This window comes from Iodobacter sp. CM08 (genome assembly GCF_033446605.1).
GTDB lineage: Bacteria > Pseudomonadota > Gammaproteobacteria > Burkholderiales > Chitinibacteraceae > Iodobacter.
In genome coordinates, this window is sequence record NZ_JAWQUO010000037.1 from 1 (window position 1) to 16,697 (window position 16,697).

General features: G+C 52.6%; 17 protein-coding genes. 7 read left to right on the plus strand and 10 right to left on the minus strand.

Annotation, left to right across the window (positions count from 1 at the left end):
* A partial coding sequence (locus R6242_RS17820) for a type VI secretion system Vgr family protein (RefSeq protein ID WP_318429411.1) occupies positions 1–1,377 on the minus strand: 1,377 nt, incomplete at its 3' end.
* A 651-nt stretch (positions 1,378–2,028) separates the two neighbouring features.
* Between R6242_RS17820 and R6242_RS17825 the strand changes: the two genes are divergently transcribed.
* From R6242_RS17825 to R6242_RS17855, 7 genes are all read left to right on the plus strand, one after another.
* Entirely contained in the window at positions 2,029–2,997 is a 969-nt protein-coding gene (locus R6242_RS17825; protein WP_318429414.1) for an ABC transporter substrate-binding protein, read from the plus strand.
* A gap of 10 nt (positions 2,998–3,007) precedes the next feature.
* Positions 3,008–3,829, plus strand: a complete 822-nt coding sequence (locus R6242_RS17830; RefSeq protein ID WP_318429417.1) for an ABC transporter permease — start codon at positions 3,008–3,010, stop codon at positions 3,827–3,829.
* 4 nt (positions 3,830–3,833) lie between these two features.
* The gene (locus tag R6242_RS17835) at positions 3,834–4,628 is read left to right on the plus strand and encodes an ABC transporter ATP-binding protein (protein ID WP_318429420.1); all 795 of its coding nucleotides are present in this window, start codon (positions 3,834–3,836) and stop codon (positions 4,626–4,628) included.
* 2 nt (positions 4,629–4,630) lie between these two features.
* On the plus strand, positions 4,631–6,463 hold the full coding sequence (locus tag R6242_RS17840; RefSeq protein WP_318429423.1) for an ATP-binding protein: 1,833 nt from the start codon (positions 4,631–4,633) through the stop codon (positions 6,461–6,463).
* Positions 6,460–7,773 carry a sigma-54 dependent transcriptional regulator gene (locus R6242_RS17845; RefSeq protein ID WP_318429426.1) on the plus strand — a complete coding sequence of 438 codons (1,314 nt, stop codon included), beginning with the start codon at positions 6,460–6,462 and terminating at the stop codon, positions 7,771–7,773. Before R6242_RS17840 ends, R6242_RS17845 begins: the two co-directional genes overlap by 4 nt.
* Positions 7,774–7,910: 137 nt before the next feature.
* Positions 7,911–8,144, plus strand: coding sequence for a hypothetical protein (locus R6242_RS17850; protein WP_318429429.1), 234 nt, complete (start codon positions 7,911–7,913; stop codon positions 8,142–8,144).
* Complete coding sequence (locus tag R6242_RS17855) at positions 8,141–8,443, plus strand: type II toxin-antitoxin system RelE/ParE family toxin (protein ID WP_318429432.1); 303 nt, start codon at positions 8,141–8,143, stop codon at positions 8,441–8,443. The genes R6242_RS17850 and R6242_RS17855 overlap by 4 nt, the downstream gene beginning before the upstream one ends.
* Positions 8,444–8,643: 200 nt before the next feature.
* Here R6242_RS17855 and ccmI read toward each other — a convergent pair whose 3' ends face one another.
* The 9 genes from ccmI to ccmA all read right to left on the minus strand — a co-directional run bounded on the left by ccmI (position 8,644) and on the right by ccmA (position 16,511).
* Positions 8,644–9,480 carry a c-type cytochrome biogenesis protein CcmI gene (ccmI, locus tag R6242_RS17860; RefSeq protein WP_318429435.1) on the minus strand — a complete coding sequence of 279 codons (837 nt, stop codon included), beginning with the start codon at positions 9,478–9,480 and terminating at the stop codon, positions 8,644–8,646.
* Positions 9,481–9,669: 189 nt separating this feature from the next.
* Positions 9,670–10,167, minus strand: coding sequence for a cytochrome c-type biogenesis protein (locus R6242_RS17865; RefSeq protein WP_318429439.1), 498 nt, complete (start codon positions 10,165–10,167; stop codon positions 9,670–9,672).
* Between the two features lie 107 nt (positions 10,168–10,274).
* Positions 10,275–10,793 carry a DsbE family thiol:disulfide interchange protein gene (locus tag R6242_RS17870; protein WP_318429441.1) on the minus strand — a complete coding sequence of 173 codons (519 nt, stop codon included), beginning with the start codon at positions 10,791–10,793 and terminating at the stop codon, positions 10,275–10,277.
* A 134-nt stretch (positions 10,794–10,927) separates the two neighbouring features.
* Positions 10,928–12,904 (minus strand): heme lyase CcmF/NrfE family subunit, encoded by a 1,977-nt coding sequence (locus R6242_RS17875; protein WP_318429443.1) that lies wholly within the window; start codon positions 12,902–12,904, stop codon positions 10,928–10,930.
* A gap of 293 nt (positions 12,905–13,197) precedes the next feature.
* Positions 13,198–13,641, minus strand: coding sequence for a cytochrome c maturation protein CcmE (gene ccmE, locus R6242_RS17880; protein WP_293936637.1), 444 nt, complete (start codon positions 13,639–13,641; stop codon positions 13,198–13,200).
* A gap of 426 nt (positions 13,642–14,067) precedes the next feature.
* Positions 14,068–14,286: a heme exporter protein CcmD gene (gene ccmD, locus R6242_RS17885; protein ID WP_318429448.1), complete on the minus strand. Its 219-nt coding sequence runs from the start codon at positions 14,284–14,286 to the stop codon at positions 14,068–14,070.
* The gene (ccmC, locus tag R6242_RS17890) at positions 14,286–15,053 is read right to left on the minus strand and encodes a heme ABC transporter permease CcmC (protein ID WP_318429450.1); all 768 of its coding nucleotides are present in this window, start codon (positions 15,051–15,053) and stop codon (positions 14,286–14,288) included. The genes ccmD and ccmC overlap by 1 nt, the downstream gene beginning before the upstream one ends.
* A gap of 152 nt (positions 15,054–15,205) precedes the next feature.
* Positions 15,206–15,880, minus strand: coding sequence for a heme exporter protein CcmB (gene ccmB / locus R6242_RS17895; protein WP_318429452.1), 675 nt, complete (start codon positions 15,878–15,880; stop codon positions 15,206–15,208).
* Positions 15,873–16,511 (minus strand): cytochrome c biogenesis heme-transporting ATPase CcmA, encoded by a 639-nt coding sequence (ccmA, locus tag R6242_RS17900; RefSeq protein WP_318429455.1) that lies wholly within the window; start codon positions 16,509–16,511, stop codon positions 15,873–15,875. Before ccmA ends, ccmB begins: the two co-directional genes overlap by 8 nt.
* Positions 16,512–16,697: the final 186 nt, after the last annotated feature.

Here is a 16,697-nt window from a genome sequence, read left to right on the forward strand (position 1 = left end):
ATTAGCGCCAAACTCTGGGTGCTCAGCGGTACGTTGCCAGTGTAGCTGCACTTTAATTCGGCCCAGCTCGTCGGTATGGACTTCTGTATCCGCAGGGCCAACCACGGTGGCGGTTTGCACGCCTAGGCTGGTGGGCTTAGTAAATTCTTGCTGGCCTAGATGGCTAAGCAGAGGCTGGCCGCGCCTTTGGGCGGTAAAGTCTACTTGATAAGGCGCGTTATCTTTGGCTGAAGGGGCAAGTAGGCTGGGGGCGATTAATTGTAATTGCTGGCTTAAATCCACCGGCAAATTATTATTTGCGGTGAAGTTAAGCTCGGTAACAGCGAATTCCCTTTGCTCGGCTGAGTCCCATTCATGGGCGGGGTGATCTTCTAATCTAAACCATTGCCCCGCTTGCAGGCTGCGTAAAGTGCCCGAGCCGGTGAAGGATTTCTTTTGCCCATCTAAGGCATCTTGACGCAGCTTAGCATCGTGGTTTAGCTGGTCTAAATCGCTGGCGTAGTAATGCGCCTGTGGGTCGTAATATTCGAGGCTGGCTTGGATTTGTTGGCCGCCATCGCCTTGATCAACCGCGCTATCGCTCTGGCTATGGCTGGTACTAGTGGCTTTGTAATCAAAGCTAGCTAAGGACACCGAGCTGCTGCCAATTTGCCGCTGGCTGTGCCATTGGGTGAGTGAATCACTTTCTTCTGCGGCCGATGCGCGGTGAAATCTGGCGATGGGGTCTATGGCTTCGGGAATCGCAAAAACATCATCGAACACCACCAGCTGCACTTGTGGGTTGTCTCCCGCCAGATGTTCAAAACGCCAAGAAAGGCCGCTTTCTTTGAGCTGCCTGCACACAAAGGCAAGATCGTCTTCTCGGTATTGCACGCAATAAGAGCGTGGTGGATATTCGCCGGATAATTTGAAATCAACGGTTTGCACGGCAGCAAACACCGGATTTTTAGCCTGATGTTCGGCCAAGATCTGCTTCACTATTTCGACAATGGTTAAATCTTGGAATATGCGAGAAGTGCGGCGATATCTAAGCAGTGCAAAAGGCGGCTCTACGGTGAGCGAATACTTAGCAAAGCCGCCATCAGATCCCAATAGTTGAGCTTGCGAGATTACCCCGCAACGCTCAATTGCATCGCCATTGGCATCTGCAATAGACAATACCACCGGCAAGCCTAATAGCGATTTAAGCTCTAAATCGCCAGTGGGGGAAAGACATTTGATTTGATAGCAATAAGCCCGATTAATCCCCTCGCTGCCCGTTACTTGCTGGGGGAGTAACTGTTCACCCCATGCCGTACCGTCCCCCAATTGAAGTGAAATAAGGCGCTGTTCTTGATTAAAAGCAGCGGCAAATGAGGCAAGTAGATCTAAGGTCATAGAAAACCAATGGCTTACAGGGATTTCTCTATATTACACGAAGCTTTGTGCTTTCTGATCTAACATTGCAATGATTGGATGGTGTGATTATGAACACAAGCAGGTCTTGTAAGGTATAACGCTTATGTTGAGTGAGGTGTTCAAGAAAATTGCTCGCCCCACGCTGCGCCATCAGCCAAGCTGAAGGCTAATAAGGCGATTGTGCTGATTAAAAGCAGCGGCAAATGAGGCAAGAAAATAGAAGGTCATTTTAAACCAAGGGCTTACGAGAAGCCCGGTGTATTACACCAAACTTTTTCCATGCTGTTGGGGGTTGTTTGTAATTAGTACACAAGCGCTGCTTTAATTGACCTGCTGGGAGATGCTGCTTTGATGCTTGGTGTTGAATTTTAGTTTAATGCCTTTTTTTGAAAATACTTCAGCCCTGTTTTATGGCGGTTTGCCGCCGCTATATGTCCATTGATTCCGTAGTTTCGCCAGTATGGTGGTCAGCGTTGCTAATGGCATTTCGCCGTTTCTCCTTTGCAAGCAAGGCTCTGCAATGTAGTTGGCTTGTGCTTTGCGGCTGGCAAGGAAATTGCTCAGTAAATGAGGCGGATGCCGCTTTTGCCTGATATCGCGGTAGTCCTCTTCCTTTACCTACGGAGTTCAATGATGAAATTAACTTTGCTTGCTGCTGCACTGGCCACCGCTGCTTTGCCAGCTTATGCCGCAGATGATGTGATTCGATTGGGTAATCTCAAGTTTGCCCACTACGGTGCGGTGTCTTATATCAAGGAAATTGCCCCTAAATGCGGGATTAAGGTTGAGGAGAGGATGTTCGCCAAGGGGCTGGATATTATGCCGGCCATTATTGCGGGCGAGATTGATGTAGCGGCCAGCGCGGCTGATGCGGCGATTGCGGGGCGGGCGGGCGGGGTGCCGGTGTATGCGGTGGCGGGTTTTGCCAAAGGCGGGATTAGGATTGTGGTGCAGCCGGGTTCAGCCATTAAAACCGTGGCTGATTTTAAAGGTAAATCTGTGGGCGTGGCGCGTGGTGGCGCACAGGAGCTGGCGCTATTGGCAGAGTTGGCTAAGGCGAATCTAAGCTGGTCAGAAAAACCGGGTAAAGATGTAAAAATTGTTTACCTGCCCTTTGCCGATTTAAACCAAGCACTGATGCAAAAGCAGATTGATGCCATGTCGCAATCTGAGCCGCAGGCTTCGCAAGCCATTAATAAGGGTTTTGGGGTGGAGCTGCTTAAGCCCTATGAAACACCGATGGGCGAGCCGATTCGTACCCTTGTGATGAGCGAGAAGCTTTACAACACTAATCGCCCGCTGGCAGAAAAGTTTATGAAGTGCTTTGTGCAAGCCACCAAGGCCTTTATGGATGATCCAAAGCTGGCCGAAAACTATGTGCGCAGCAATATGTTTAAGGGCCAAATTACTGTGGATGACTATCAGGATGCCATCGCTAATTCGCCGTTTTATTACAACCTTAGTGCCGAGCATATTCAGATTACGACCGATTTTATGGTGAAGTACGGCGTGGGCAAGATGGTAAAACCGCCGGTGGCCAAAGAGTGGGTGAAGCTTGATCTGCTTGAGCAAGCCAAGAAATCTTTAAACGTGAAATAAGGGCTATCTGATGAATAAAGCAATAGTAGTCCGGATCGCAACCGGCCTTTGGCTGCCCGTTTTATTGATTGCACTTTGGCAGGCGGCGGCGATGGCGGGCTGGTTAAATCCACAGATTCTGCCGTCTCCATGGCAGGTGGTGGTGCGCTGGTATGCGTATTTATTGCCGATGGAGCCTTATGACGCGGCGCAGAGTAGCTACGCGGCGTGGTTGTTTTCTGGTGAAATGATTCACGATGCCATCGGTACGCTGTATCGGGTGATTGTGGGTTTTGCGATTGGTGCGGCGCTGGCTTTGCCACTTGGTTTGCTGATGGGGGCCAGTCAGCGGGTTTATAGTTGGTTTAATCCTCTGGTGCAGGTGCTTAGGCCTATTCCGCCGATTGCCTATATTCCCTTGTCGATTTTATGGTTTGGCCTTGGCAATGCACCGGCGATTTTTCTGATTGTGATTGGCGCGTTTTTCCCTGTGCTGATGAATACTATTGCGGGGGTGCGTCAGGTGGATTCTATTTATCTGCGGGCGGCACGTAATTTGGGCGCAGGCCAGAGCACCTTATTTCTGAAAGTGATCTTGCCTGCGGCCACGCCGTATATTCTGGCTGGGGCAAGAATTGGCGTGGGAACGGCGTTTATTGTGGTGATCGTGTCAGAAATGATTGCGGTGAATAATGGGCTGGGCTTCAGGATATTGGAAGCGCGTGAGTATTTTTGGTCAGATAAAATTATCGCCGGTATGTTTACTATCGGCTTGCTGGGTCTAGCCATTGATATGGCGATGAATAAACTTAATAACCATCTGTTGCGCTGGCACCGTGGCTTGGAGCACTAATATCATGACGGCACAAATCAAAATAGCGCAGGTTCATAAAGTTTTTAAAACTTCGGGTGACGATGTGGTGGCCTTGCGGGATATCAATTTGGATATCCCCAATGGGCAGTTTGTTTGCCTGCTTGGGCCATCGGGCTGTGGCAAATCTACCTTGCTGAACGCGGTGGCTGGGTTTTCTCATCCTACTAGCGGCAGCATTACCGTGGATGGCACGCTGATTAAAGACACTGGCCCAGATCGTGGCATGGTGTTTCAGGAATACGCGCTTTTCCCTTGGATGACGGTTGAGCAGAATATTGCCTTTGGCCTGACCATCAAAAAAATGCCACAAGACTATATCGATAGCAAGGTGGCGGAGCTATTAGAAACGCTGAAATTGGTGGAGTTTCGCCACCGTTTTCCTAAAGATTTGTCGGGTGGGATGCGCCAACGCGTGGCTATTGCGCGTATTTTGGCACTGGATTCACCGATTATGCTGATGGACGAGCCTTTTGGTGCGCTGGACGCGCTCACCCGCCGCAGTTTGCAAGATGAGCTGCTTAAAATTTGGCAGGAGCATAAAAAAACCATTCTGTTTGTGACCCACAGTATCGAGGAATCAATCTATCTGGCCGATCGCATCATTGTGCTCACCTACCGCCCTGGCACGGTGAAGCGCGATGTGCTGGTGGATATTCCAAGGCCGCGAGACCCTAGCTCGGCTGAATTTAACGCGCTCAAACGTGAACTTGGCGCGCTGGTGATGGAAGAGCAGCAGCGTCATCAGCAGGCAGAGCTATGCGGCTTGAGCTCTGATTAAAGATGCTTAAACCAGCGCGAATCTTTTGGATGTTGGCGACGCTTTGCTTGGCGGGCAGTCTGTTGTGGGCGGCCGCGCAGTGGAGTGAGCGCAACGCGCTGGCGCAATTACGTACTGCCGGTCAGCATCGCCTCGATGTTTACACCGGCAGCTTACGTAATGCGGTAGAGCGCTATACGTGGCTGCCTTTTGTGTTATCCAGCCAGCGTGATCTGGCTGATTTACTCCGCGCCCCGCAAGATACGGTGCAATTAGAGCGAGTGAACCGCTATTTAAAAGCGGTCAACAACGCAGCGCAAGCCTCGGCGATCTATGTGTTAAATGCTGAAGGCTTGGCGCTGGCATCCAGCAATTGGGATACCCCACAAAGCTATATCGGCAATAACTATGCTTTTCGGCCCTATTTTCAGCAGGCAAGGGCAGGCGCTGCTGGGCGTTTTTACGGCGTGGGCTTTACTACTCAGCAGCCTGGTTATTTTTTGTCTTACCCTATTCGGGAGGGCGAGCGCGTGATCGGCGTGGTGGTGGCCAAAGTGAGTCTAGAGGCACTAGAGCGTGATTGGCGCTTAACCGGCGAACGCATGCTGGTGGCAGATCGCTATGGCGTCGCCTTTTTAGCAACAGACCCAGCCTGGAAATGGCACACCTTGGGGCCTTTGCCTGCTGCTACGCTGAATGAAATCAAACAGAGCCACCAATATGGCCGCAATACCTTTGCTCGGCTGGAGCTGATCAAGCAGCAAACAATAGATAAAAGCACGCTCAGGGCCAGCCTGAAAAGTGGCGCGCAGCAGGCTGATATGCTGGTGCAAACCGCCAACCTGCCTGATTTAGACTGGCAAATTGTGCTGCTAACCGATCTGGCAACGGTGCAGCAGGGCATTAATCGCGTTTTAGTTGGCACGGGCCTCGGGCTATTGGCGCTGCTGGCGTGGTTTTTGTTCTGGCGGCAGCGCCGCCGCCGTATCAGAGATAATATCCGCGCCAGTGCGGCGCTTAAGCAGGCACACGATCAGCTAGAGCAAAAAGTGGCTGAGCGTACCGATGATTTGCTAGGGGCCAACGTCCAGCTGCAGCGTGAAATTAGCGAGCGCATCCGCACCGAGCTTGATTTGCGCGCGGCCCAGAATGAGCTGGTGCAGGCCGGTAAAATGGCCGTGCTCGGGCAAATGGCGGCGGGGGTAACCCATGAGTTAAACCAGCCACTGACGGCCATGCGCGCGCTGGCCGATAATGCCAAGCTGCTGCTGGAGCGTGGCAAAACCAGTGCGGTGGCAGAAAACCTAGTCTTTATCAGCCAGCTAACCGAGCGCATGGGCAAAATCACCGGCCAGCTGCGCTCCTTTGCCAGAAAAAGCGATAACCGCAGCGAAGCCGTGCTGGTTAAGCAATCCATCTCAAATGCCTTGCTGCTGCTTGAGCAGCGGCTGCGCCAGCAGGCGGTCTTGCTGAATATCAGTCAGAGCGATGAGCAGCTGCGGGTAAAATGCAATGCGGTGCGGCTGGAGCAAGTACTGATTAATCTGCTGCGAAATGCGCTGGATGCCGTGCAGGGCAAGGCCGATGCCTGTATTACCTTGCTGGTATGGGCAGAGGCGGGCAGGGTGAAAATCAGCGTTGCCGATAATGGCGCGGGAATTGCCCCAGAGCAGCTAGCCAGCGTTTTTGATCCTTTTTTTACCACCAAGCCTGCCAGCGAAGGGTTGGGGCTGGGGCTGGCGATCTCTCTATCTATTGTGCGTGATTTTGGCGGTAATTTGCTTGCTAGCAATCGCCCAGATGGCGGTGCGTGTTTTGAACTGGAGTTACTTGCCGTGCAGGAGCAAGACGCATGAAAGTGCTGTTGATCGATGATGAAGCCATGATCCGCCACGCCGGTAGTCAAACTTTAGAGTTGGCAGGTTTTGAGGTGGAATCCTTTGCCGATGCAGAATCGGCTCTGCCGCTTTTGCATGCCGATTTTCCTGGGGTAGTGGTATGTGATGTTTGCCTGCCAGGGCTGGATGGCTTGCAGCTGCTGGCAAAAAGCGTGGCAAAAGATGCCGAGCTACCGGTGGTGCTGATTACCGGCCACGGTGATGTGGCGATGGCGGTGCAGGCGATGAGGGATGGTGCTTATGATTTTATCGAAAAGCCTTTTGCATCGGAGCAACTGATTGAAGTAGTGCGGCGCGCCCAAGAAAAACGCGCACTGGTGCTAGAAAACCGCCAGCTACGGCGTGAATTAGAGCGCAGATCCGGCATAGAAGGACGTTTGCTGGGGCGTGGCGCAGGCATAGAACAACTACGCCGCCGTATTATCAGCATTGCCGACACCGATGCCGATGTGCTGATTATGGGCGAAACCGGCACGGGTAAAGAGCTGGTGGCCCGCTGTCTGCATGAATACAGTCACCGTGCAGATCACCCCTTTGTGGCACTAAATTGTGGCGCGCTGCCAGAGCAATTATTTGAAAGCGAAATCTTTGGCCACGAAGCGGGGGCATTTACCGGCGCGACTAAGCTGCGAATCGGCAAAATTGAGTACGCCAGCGGCGGAACGCTGTTTTTAGACGAGCTAGAAAGCATGCCCGTAACCCTGCAGGTAAAGCTACTCAGGGTATTGCAAGAGCGCGAAATTGAGCGCTTGGGCGGCAATGTCAGTATCCCAGTGAATTGCCGAGTGATCGCGGCTACCAAAAGTGATTTAAAACTGCTCAGCGATCAGCAGCAGTTTCGCCTTGATCTCTATTACCGCCTCAATGTTGCCACGCTCAACCTGCTGCCGCTGCGCGAGCGGCGCGAAGATATCCCGCTTTTATTTGAGCATTTTGTGCTGCAAGCCGCTTTACGTTACCACCGCCCCGCAGCCATTGTTGCCGCCAGCCGGATGCGTGAATTAATGCTGCATTCCTGGCCTGGTAATGTGCGCGAGCTGCGCAATATGGCCGATCGCTTTGTGCTGGCGTTACTAGATGACGTGCCCGCCAGCGAAGCCACGCTTGATTTACCCTCCTTGGTTGAGCGCTTTGAAAAAAACCTCATCGAAGATGCTCTACTGCGCGCTGGAGGCCAAATCACCGCCGCCAGCCTCGCCCTTGGCCTACCACGTAAAACGCTGTATGACAAAGTGAAGAAATATCATTTGGGGGCGGGTGAGGGATAGTTGGCGGGCGCTTATCTATTGTGCATGGGGGCTGGAATGCTTTTGACTCAGCGATTGAGCTGCAGCTTGTGAGTTGGTATTGGTGATGGCTTGCTGATGTATTACAATGAAAACATTGCAATACATGGGGCTTAATCATGAGCATGATGTCGATGCGTTTGCCGGATGAGTTAAGCCAGCAGCTGGAAGCGCTGGCCGTGGCGACGGGACGTACTAAATCTTATCTGGCTGGGCAGGCCATTCGGGCCTTTGTCGAGCAGGAGGCTTGGCAGGTCAAGGAAATTAAGGCCGCGCTGCAAGAGGCCGATGCGGGTGATTTTGCCAGTGACGACGAAGTGGCTGCGCTAAGCGCAAAGTGGCCGCTACCTTGAATCATACCCATGCCCTGCGGCTTAGGTGGCTACGCAAAGCCATCGCTAATCTGGATGCAGAGGCGGAATATATCACGCAGGAAAACCCGCAGGCCGCAGCCGAGATGTTTGCCTATGTGAAAGCCAAAGTTGAAGATTTGGTCCATTTTCCAGCGTCGGGTAGGCTGGGGCGCGTACTCGGTACCCGTGAGCTAGTCATCGACCGATACCCCTTCCTCGTGCCCTATCGTGTGGTGGGTAATGAGTTGCATGTACTTAGGGTATTTCACACTAGCCGCAAGCCGCCGCTCAGTTGGTAGAGGCCAGCATCCTACCGTTCTGGAGTCCCCAGTGAAGGTACCATGCCGGACTCTGGCTCTATTTCGCTGAGGCTGTTATTTCAGACTAAAGCGGCACCCTTGCCACCCTACTTGCGGTTCAATTTTTTCTTTTCTCCGTGAAACTCTGTGTTCTCCGTGCCCTCCGTGGTTCAAGATTTGGGTTGTAATGCGGAACAGGGCTACTTCACCGCATCCCTAGGCTTATCTAATAAGCGGATTTCTTCTTTTAGCCATTGCTCATCTTCCGAGCCCACTTCCAGCAAGATCAGTAATTTATTCCACCACTCTTTGGCTGCTGCTTTGTCGCCGCGCTCTACGGCGGCGCTGCCCGCTAGCATAAGGGCATCAGGCTCGCTGGCGTTGACGGATAGCGATTTGACTAATAGATCGGTTGGCTTGCCTTTGAAGCTTTTTTGCTCGATGGCGAGTACGCCTGCAAAACGGGCGATTTCTCCTGCGTCTTTTTCAATGGCAGGCCATGCTTTTTCGTAAGCGCTGATCGCTTCTGTATAGCGGGCTTGCGATCGATAGCTGCGTGCCAGCATCAGCCAGCCTTTTTGATCGTTCGGCTCTAAAACCATCCGTGCTTCGAGTTTTTTAACCATGGCGGCGATTTCATTTGGGCCGACATTGGGGCGCTGGCGCGTGCTTAGGTCGAGCGCGGTGGGTGTGCCCAGCTTGAAATACAGGCCGCCTGCGGCTAAAGGCAAGATAAGTAGCAGCCCGATCACTAGGCCACGTGCAGAGCGCTCGTTCAGTGTTGAGCTGGCGTGGCCTACTTCATTAATCAGACGGCTTTCGGCCTCGATGCGGGCGATGGCGTGGTCGCTCTCGCTTAAACGGCCATAGCGTAAGTCTTCATCCAGCTCGGCCAAGATCGTGTCGTGCAGGGCATAGCGCGCGCGGCGAATATCACCGGCTTGCGAGCGGCCCCGCAGCAAAGGCCAAATCAGCGCGGCCAGTGTGATGACCACCATCAGTGTGCAGATAATGGCAAATAGGGAGAAAGGATTCATGAGGATGTTCTCTCTTGCGGGTGAAGGCGGCAAGTAAGCAGCAGCGAGGTAATCACCGCCATTAGTACGCAGATCAGGGTAAATAAGCCAAAGTGCGATGTGTTCATTGTTTTTCCATCTGTCGTAGGGCGGGTGAAACCCGCGTGTTTTTCATACAGTTTCGCGGGTTTCACCCGCCCTACAAGTGCACTATTGAGTACTGTTTGTGTTATCAAATTCTTTTTGTAAAGCCACTAGCTGGGCCGGATCAACCTCGCTGGGCGTGGATTTTCGACTGCGGATTTGCCGCAGCAACAGAAACAAACCAATTAAGAGCAGCAGAGGCGGTAAGAGCCATAGCAACAGCGTTCTGGCCTTGAATGGTGGGCGGTAAGTGACAAAGTCACCGTAGCGATCGGTGAGGTAGCTGATGATTTGTGGGTTGCTATCGCCAGCGGCAATGCGCTCCCTTACTTCGCGGCGTAAATCTTCGGCCAGCGGCGCACGTGAGCTAGCTAGACTTTCATTTTGGCAAACTAAACAGCGCAGCTCGGTAGACAACTCGACCAAACGTGCATTCGCAGCCACATCGCTGGCGGCAGGCGCAGCTACCTTGGCCGCTGCGGGCAATATCAGTGCTAGCCATAATCCACATATAGCCAGAGTACTAAAACCCAAACCTTGCACCACGGAGGAAAAGGAGGACACAGAGAGCCACGGAGAAAACCAAGGCCGTGTAACTCCGTGTTCTCCGTGGTTTAGGACCTGGTTTTTAATATTTTGTGTTTTAAAATATGCCAATAAGCGGTAGTTATTCATAGCCGTGCCTTTTGCAGCTCAGGTAGCAGGATGTTTTTAAAAATATCTGGGGTGATTGCACCGATGTGTTTGTAAGCAATATGGCCGTTTTTATCGATCACAAAGGTCTCGGGCACGCCGTATACGCCGTAATCAATGCCCACTCTGCCATCCCTATCCGCCACTACCACATTGTAAGGATTGCCACGGCTTTGTAGCCACTGTTTGGCATCGCTATCTAAATCTTTATAAGCCAAGCCAACAAGGGTGACTTTATGCTCCGTCGCAATGCTGTTGAGTACCGGATGCTCTTGAATACATGCGCTGCACCATGAGGCCCATACATTTAGCAGCCATGCTTGGCCCTTGAGGCTAGCAGGGGAGAACTGCCCTGCGGCGTCTAAGCGATCAAGCTTAAATTGCGGCGCAGGCTTGCCGATGAGCACGGAAGGGATTTCACGCGGATTAAGCGTTAAACCCGCCGCCAGCAATAGCGCCAGTGCCGCAAAAATAATTAAAGGAGCAAAGCGTTTCATTAAAGCTTCCTAAGCTGCATAAAAGTTCTGTGGGCACAGAGAACACGGAGTTACACGGAGAAAACCAATACCTTGAGTCATTTTGAATTTGCGTGTGTTTGATTTTTTTCTCCGTGTTCTCCGTGTCTACAGGTTTAAGGTTTTACATCCTTAGCAGCCAAGCGCGTCTGCCTGTAGCGGCGATCGGATAGGGCGATGGCTCCGCCTAGTGCCATTAAGATGCAGCCGTACCAGATCCAGCCAACCAGCGGTTTGTAATGGATGCGCACTAGCCAGTCGCCAGTAAATGGGTTGTCGCCCAATGGCTCGCCAAGGGATACGTAGATATCTTTGATCGCCGTATGGTGAATCGCCGCTTCGGTCATCGGCATTTGGCTGGAGAAATACTGGCGTTTTTCGGGCTGCATCACGCTAATCGCCTTGCCGTTTTGGCTGAGCGTAAGCTGCCCGGTGAGCGCGGCGTAATTGCTGGCGCGGGTTGATTTCACAGCGTCAAAACTAAGGGTATAGCCCGCAATATGGTGCGTGTCGCCAAAGGCCATGCGCAGATCATCTTCGTGCTCGTAACTTGAAACGACGGTTACTCCCGCTACAAACACCGCAATCCCAAAGTGGGCGATATGCATGCCAGAAAAAGCCGCCGGCACATTGCATAGCGCTTGCCACCATGTGTTGCCATTACGGCGGTTGCTGATTAAGCGGCGGCTCCAATCACGGATGGAGGTAATGGCCACCCAAAGCGCGACGACTAAAGCGGCGGCTACGCCCCATTTCCACTGCCCCCAGCAAAATGGCAGTAATGCGCCTCCCACAATTGCCAGAATCATTGGCCCGTAATAGGCCAGCCACAAGCTACGGCCATCTTGGTTTTTCCAGCGCACGCTGCCCGATAAGCCCATCAGTAGCAGGGCCGGCATCATCAGCGGAATAAACACGCTATTAAAGTAGGGCGGGCCAACCGATAGCTTGCCCTGGCCGAGTGCGTCGATCAGCAGCGGGTAGAGCGTGCCAATAAATACCGTGCTACAGGCCACGACTAAAATCACATTATTGGCGAGCAGCAGCGCCTCGCGTGAGCACCAGTTAAACGCGCCACCGCCTTCCAGTAAGGGTGCGCGCCAAGCATAAAGCGCCAACGATGCGCCGATCACCACGCAAAGAAAAATCAAAATAAATAAGCCGCGAGCCGGATCGGTGGCAAAGGCGTGTACCGAAGTCAGTACGCCGGAGCGCACTAAAAACGTGCCAAGTAAGGATAGCGAGAAGGTGCCAATCGCCAGCAATACCGTCCAGTGTTTAAAGGCATTGCGTTTTTCGGCCACCGCTAAGGAGTGAATTAGCGCCGTTCCGGCCAGCCAAGGCATAAAGGAGGCGTTTTCAACTGGATCCCAAAACCACCAGCCGCCCCAGCCTAGTTCGTAATAAGCCCATGCACTGCCCAGCATAATGCCCAGCGTGAGCGAAACCCATGCAGCGGCAGTCCAAGGGCGGCTCCAGCGCGCCCAGCTGGCATCAAGCCGGCCAGAAATGAGCGCGGCCACGGCAAAGGCGAAGGCAACCGAAAAGCCAACATAACCCATATAAAGGAGTGGCGGATGAAGGATAAGCCCCAAATCTTGTAGTAGCGGGTTTAAATCGGCCCCGTCGCTCGGCGCGGGAAGTTGGCGAATAAAGGGGCTGGATGTTAGCAAAATAAACAGATACAGGCCGCTGCCCACCCAAGCTAATACGCCACTCACCAAAGATTGCACCGAAAGGGGGAGGTTGCGCGCAAACACCGCCACCGCCGCGCCCCAGCCAGAAAGCATCAGCACCCATAGCAGCAGCGAGCCTTCGTGCCCGCCCCAAACGGCGGCAAACTTAAACCAGACCGGCAGCAGGCTATTGGATTGCCGCGCCACATAGCGGATCGAAAAATCGTCTTGCAAAAAAGCCGTTGCCAGTAGTGCAAAGGCGCTGGCGGTGAGCGCTAATTGCAATAGCGCCGCTGGCCGAGCAATGCGCATGGCGGGCAGCCAGTTGCTGATTCCTCCCCCAATCCCTAGCGTGCCCTGCACCAGCGCCACCAGTAGCGCCAGAATCAGCGTGAAAGTACCAAGTTCACCAATCATTGTTTTTCCTGAAGTAAAGCTGAGCATGGGTCATTAAGGACAAAAGGTCTGTAGATACTGAGAGCATGAAGAGCACTGAGCACGCAGAGAAAACATACATTTTTCGTTGCTGAATTCTGCTTAATCTCGCTTCCTTAGTTTTTCTCTGCTTGTTATAAGAAACAATATCTGTAGGGTGGGCACAATGTTTTATCGTGCCCACGCGGGCAATCACGCTCAGAACGCGTGGGCAAAAAAATTTGCCCACCCTACATGTATTGTTTTTCTCTGTGTTCACAGACCTTTTTAAATTGTTAAATCTTTTTATCTGCCGCTTTCTGATGTGCCTTGTTTACCGCATCCTGCGCTTCGGGTGGCATATAGTTTTCGTCGTGTTTGGCGAGCACTTCGGTGGCGGTGAAGATGCCGTTTTCCCAGCTTCCTTCGGCCACAACGCCTTTACCTTCTTTAAATAAATCTGGCAACAGCCCACGAAATTGCACGGGGATATTTTTATCGGTGTCGGTGACTGTAAAGCGAATACTCACGCCATCGCTTGCGCGGATGAGGCTTTTATCCACCACCATTCCGCCCAGCCTAAAAGCTCTGCCATGTGGCGCTTCACCATTGATGATTTGCGTTGGCGAGTAGAAAAAAACCAAGTTTTGGCGAAAGGCATTCACTACAAAAAACGTGACCAAAGCCAGCGTAATTAAAGCGCCCATAATCCAAAATATACGTTTACGTCTGGGGGACATGGGGTTCTCCTATTTATTGATAATTCTTAGCGTGTTGCTGTCTGTGTCCTAAGCCGCAAAGCAAAAAAGGTCTTTTTTAGTACCTTCGGCACGTTGATTTTGGTGCGGGAATCCCCCGCGAGGGACTCACTTTCTTGAACGGCCAAGAAAGTAAGCAAAGAAGGCCGCCCCGACCAGCACGAAGGCTCCTCACTGCGGATAATCGGCTCGGCGAAAAAGGCTGCTCGCTCGCTGCCTCGCTACCCCTTTTCCGAAACCCCGATCCGCTTATTCCTCGCTTCGGCGTGCTTCAAGGGGACTTAAAAAGCCCCGTGCCGAGCGCGTGGTTATTATGTTTTTTTGTTGTTTGCTACTAAAAACAAATTGCTTCGCGCGTATGGGTGAAACCCGCGCATTTTTCAGCATCGCTCACGGGTTTTACCCGCCCTACAATAGCGCTGGATGCTCGTCACTTTCTGATTCCATTTCCTCCGCCAAAGCCATTCTCTGTAAGTGCCGAAGCACTTGCTTGCGTTGCTGCTTGATCAAGAGCCATTCCATACCTAGCCCAAAAACACAGGCAATAAAAGATCCCCATACATAAAGGCCGTATCCGCCCATATGAATAAAATCGCTGAAGCTGGCCCAGTAGAGGGTTGAAAACATTATTTGTCTCCCTGTGCGATACGCTCTTTTACCCAGCGAGTGCGGCCTTCACGCTGCAAAATTAGGGTGCGAACGCGGGATAGGCAGGTGGCGATGCTGTACATCCATGCCGCTAGTGACATCAATAACATCGCCGCCAGCATGGTGCTGGCCATGCTGCTGCCTTTTTCTAAAGAGATGGACGCACCTTGGTGCAGGGTGTTCCACCATTTCACCGAGAAATAAATCACTGGCACATTAAATGCCCCGACGATCGCCAGCACCGATCCGGCTTTATCGGCTCGTTCTGGTTCATCAATGCTGCGGCTGAGGGCAATAAAGCCTAAGTACAGAAAAAACAGTAAGAGCATGGAGGTGAGCCGTGCATCCCACACCCACCAAGTGCCCCACATCGGCTTGCCCCACAGCGCGCCGGTCAGTAGCGATAAAAATGCCATTAACGCCCCCGTTGGGGCCAAGGATTGCGCCATCATTGCGGATAGTCGGGTGCGCAAAATGAGATGCATGACGGACCAAAACGCCATCACCATATAAATAAACATCGCCATCCAGCTGGTGGGCACATGCAGAAAAATAATCCGATAGCCTTCACCCTGCTGCGCATCGCTAGGCGCAATGGCAAAGCCCAGCCATAACCCCATCGCACAGAAGAGCAGGGCCAAGGCCATAAACAGCGGACATAGCCGCCCAGCCAGCGGGTAAAACTGCATGGGGGAGGCAAAAGAAAATAGATTCAGCCAGCGCGGGCCGTTATGGCTTGGTTTCATTGTTTCCTTAAATATTGTGTGCCTACATAAAGGGTTTCATAGGGTGTATAACGACGCAGTCGTTACGCACCAAGAGCGGTGCGCAAGAAAAACGACTTGCACACCCTACGAAAAATCGGCTTTTGACTCTGTTTTTCTCAACCTTAAGCAAACTATTCCACCGCCAGTCTCACGGCCATTGCCGCCAGCCACGGCGCTAAAAATAGCGTTCCGCAAAGGATGGCGGCCAGTAAGGATAGCTCGGCCATGCCAGATAGCCCGCCTGTTACGGCTGCAACCGCACCGCTACCAAAAATCAAGACGGGGGCGTAGAGCGGTAATACTAAAAGAGCCAATAACATTTCGCCTTGACGCACGCCAAGGGTCAGCGCTGCGCCGATGCTGCCCAGTGCGCTGAGTGTGGGTGTGCCGAGTAGTAAGCTGGCCATCAGCATCAATAGCGTGTCGCTTTCTAATCCGTATTGAATGCCTAAAAGGGGCGCGATTAAGGTCAGCGGAATACCGGTGGTGAGCCAGTGGGCGATAATTTTGCCCGCCACCATGACGCTGGTAGGAGCGGCGCAGAGTAAAAGTTGCTCTAGGCTGCCATCCTGCCAATCGCTAGTAAATAATCTGGGTAGGGCGAGTAGGTTGGCGAGGATCACCGCCACCCACAATACGCCGGGGCCAATGCGGGCGAGCAGCTTTGGCTCGGGGCCAATGGCGATCGGGAATAGACAGGCGATCAAAACAAAGAACACCACGCCCACCAAAAGATCACCCCGTTGCTGCCAAGCAAGGAGTAAGTCTCGCCTGATTACGGCTAAGAAAAAGTGCCCGCTACTCACTCTTGCCTCCTTGGCTCTGGGCAAAATCTAGCTCCATAACGGGGGGAGTCGTTGCGGGTAGTGTTTGGTGTGAAGTCAAAATCACTAGCCCGCCGTTGCTGAGCTGCTGGCTAATCCAGCCACCAAGTTGATCTTGAGCTTGCGTGTCGAGCGCCACAAAAGGCTCGTCCAGTAGCCAAAGTGGGCGGGGCAGGGCAAGGAGTTTAGCAAGTGCCGCTCGTTTTTTTTGCCCTTGAGATAAAGAGCGCACGGCCAAATCACACTGACGGCTTAGGCCCACTTTTGCTAGAGCTTGTAGCGCTGCCGCATCGCTTAAAGGCTGGCCTGCTAGCTCTGCGGCGAGGTGTAAATTGGCGTGAGGGCTAAGTAGCTCTTTTAAGCCATCTTTGTGGCCTAAATAATGCAGTGCAGCAGCGTATTGGTCGCCAAGGCTGGTCAGCGCTTGCGCTTGCCAAACTATTTCGCCACTTTGTGGGCGGCTTAAGCCTGCTAGTAATTTAAGAAGTGTGGTTTTACCCGCCCCATTTGCGCCACGCAGGTGCAGGCATTGCCCTGAATTTAGGGTGAATGACAGCTTGCTAAATAGCGTGCGGTCGGCGCGCTGAGCGGAAAGGCCAGAGACAGAAAGCATAGCCCTAGTATAGGGATATAGCCGTTTTTTCTGGCAGGTATTTGGGTCTATCTCGAAAGGGGTAGCCTTAAATGCAACAGGGCCTGTCTGGAGTGCTAAACCTCCGCGTTGTGGCAGGGCATTGGCTACGGGGCGCGTTGGTTTTCTACAGGGTGTGGATGATGTTTCTAGGCAAAAAAACGGAGA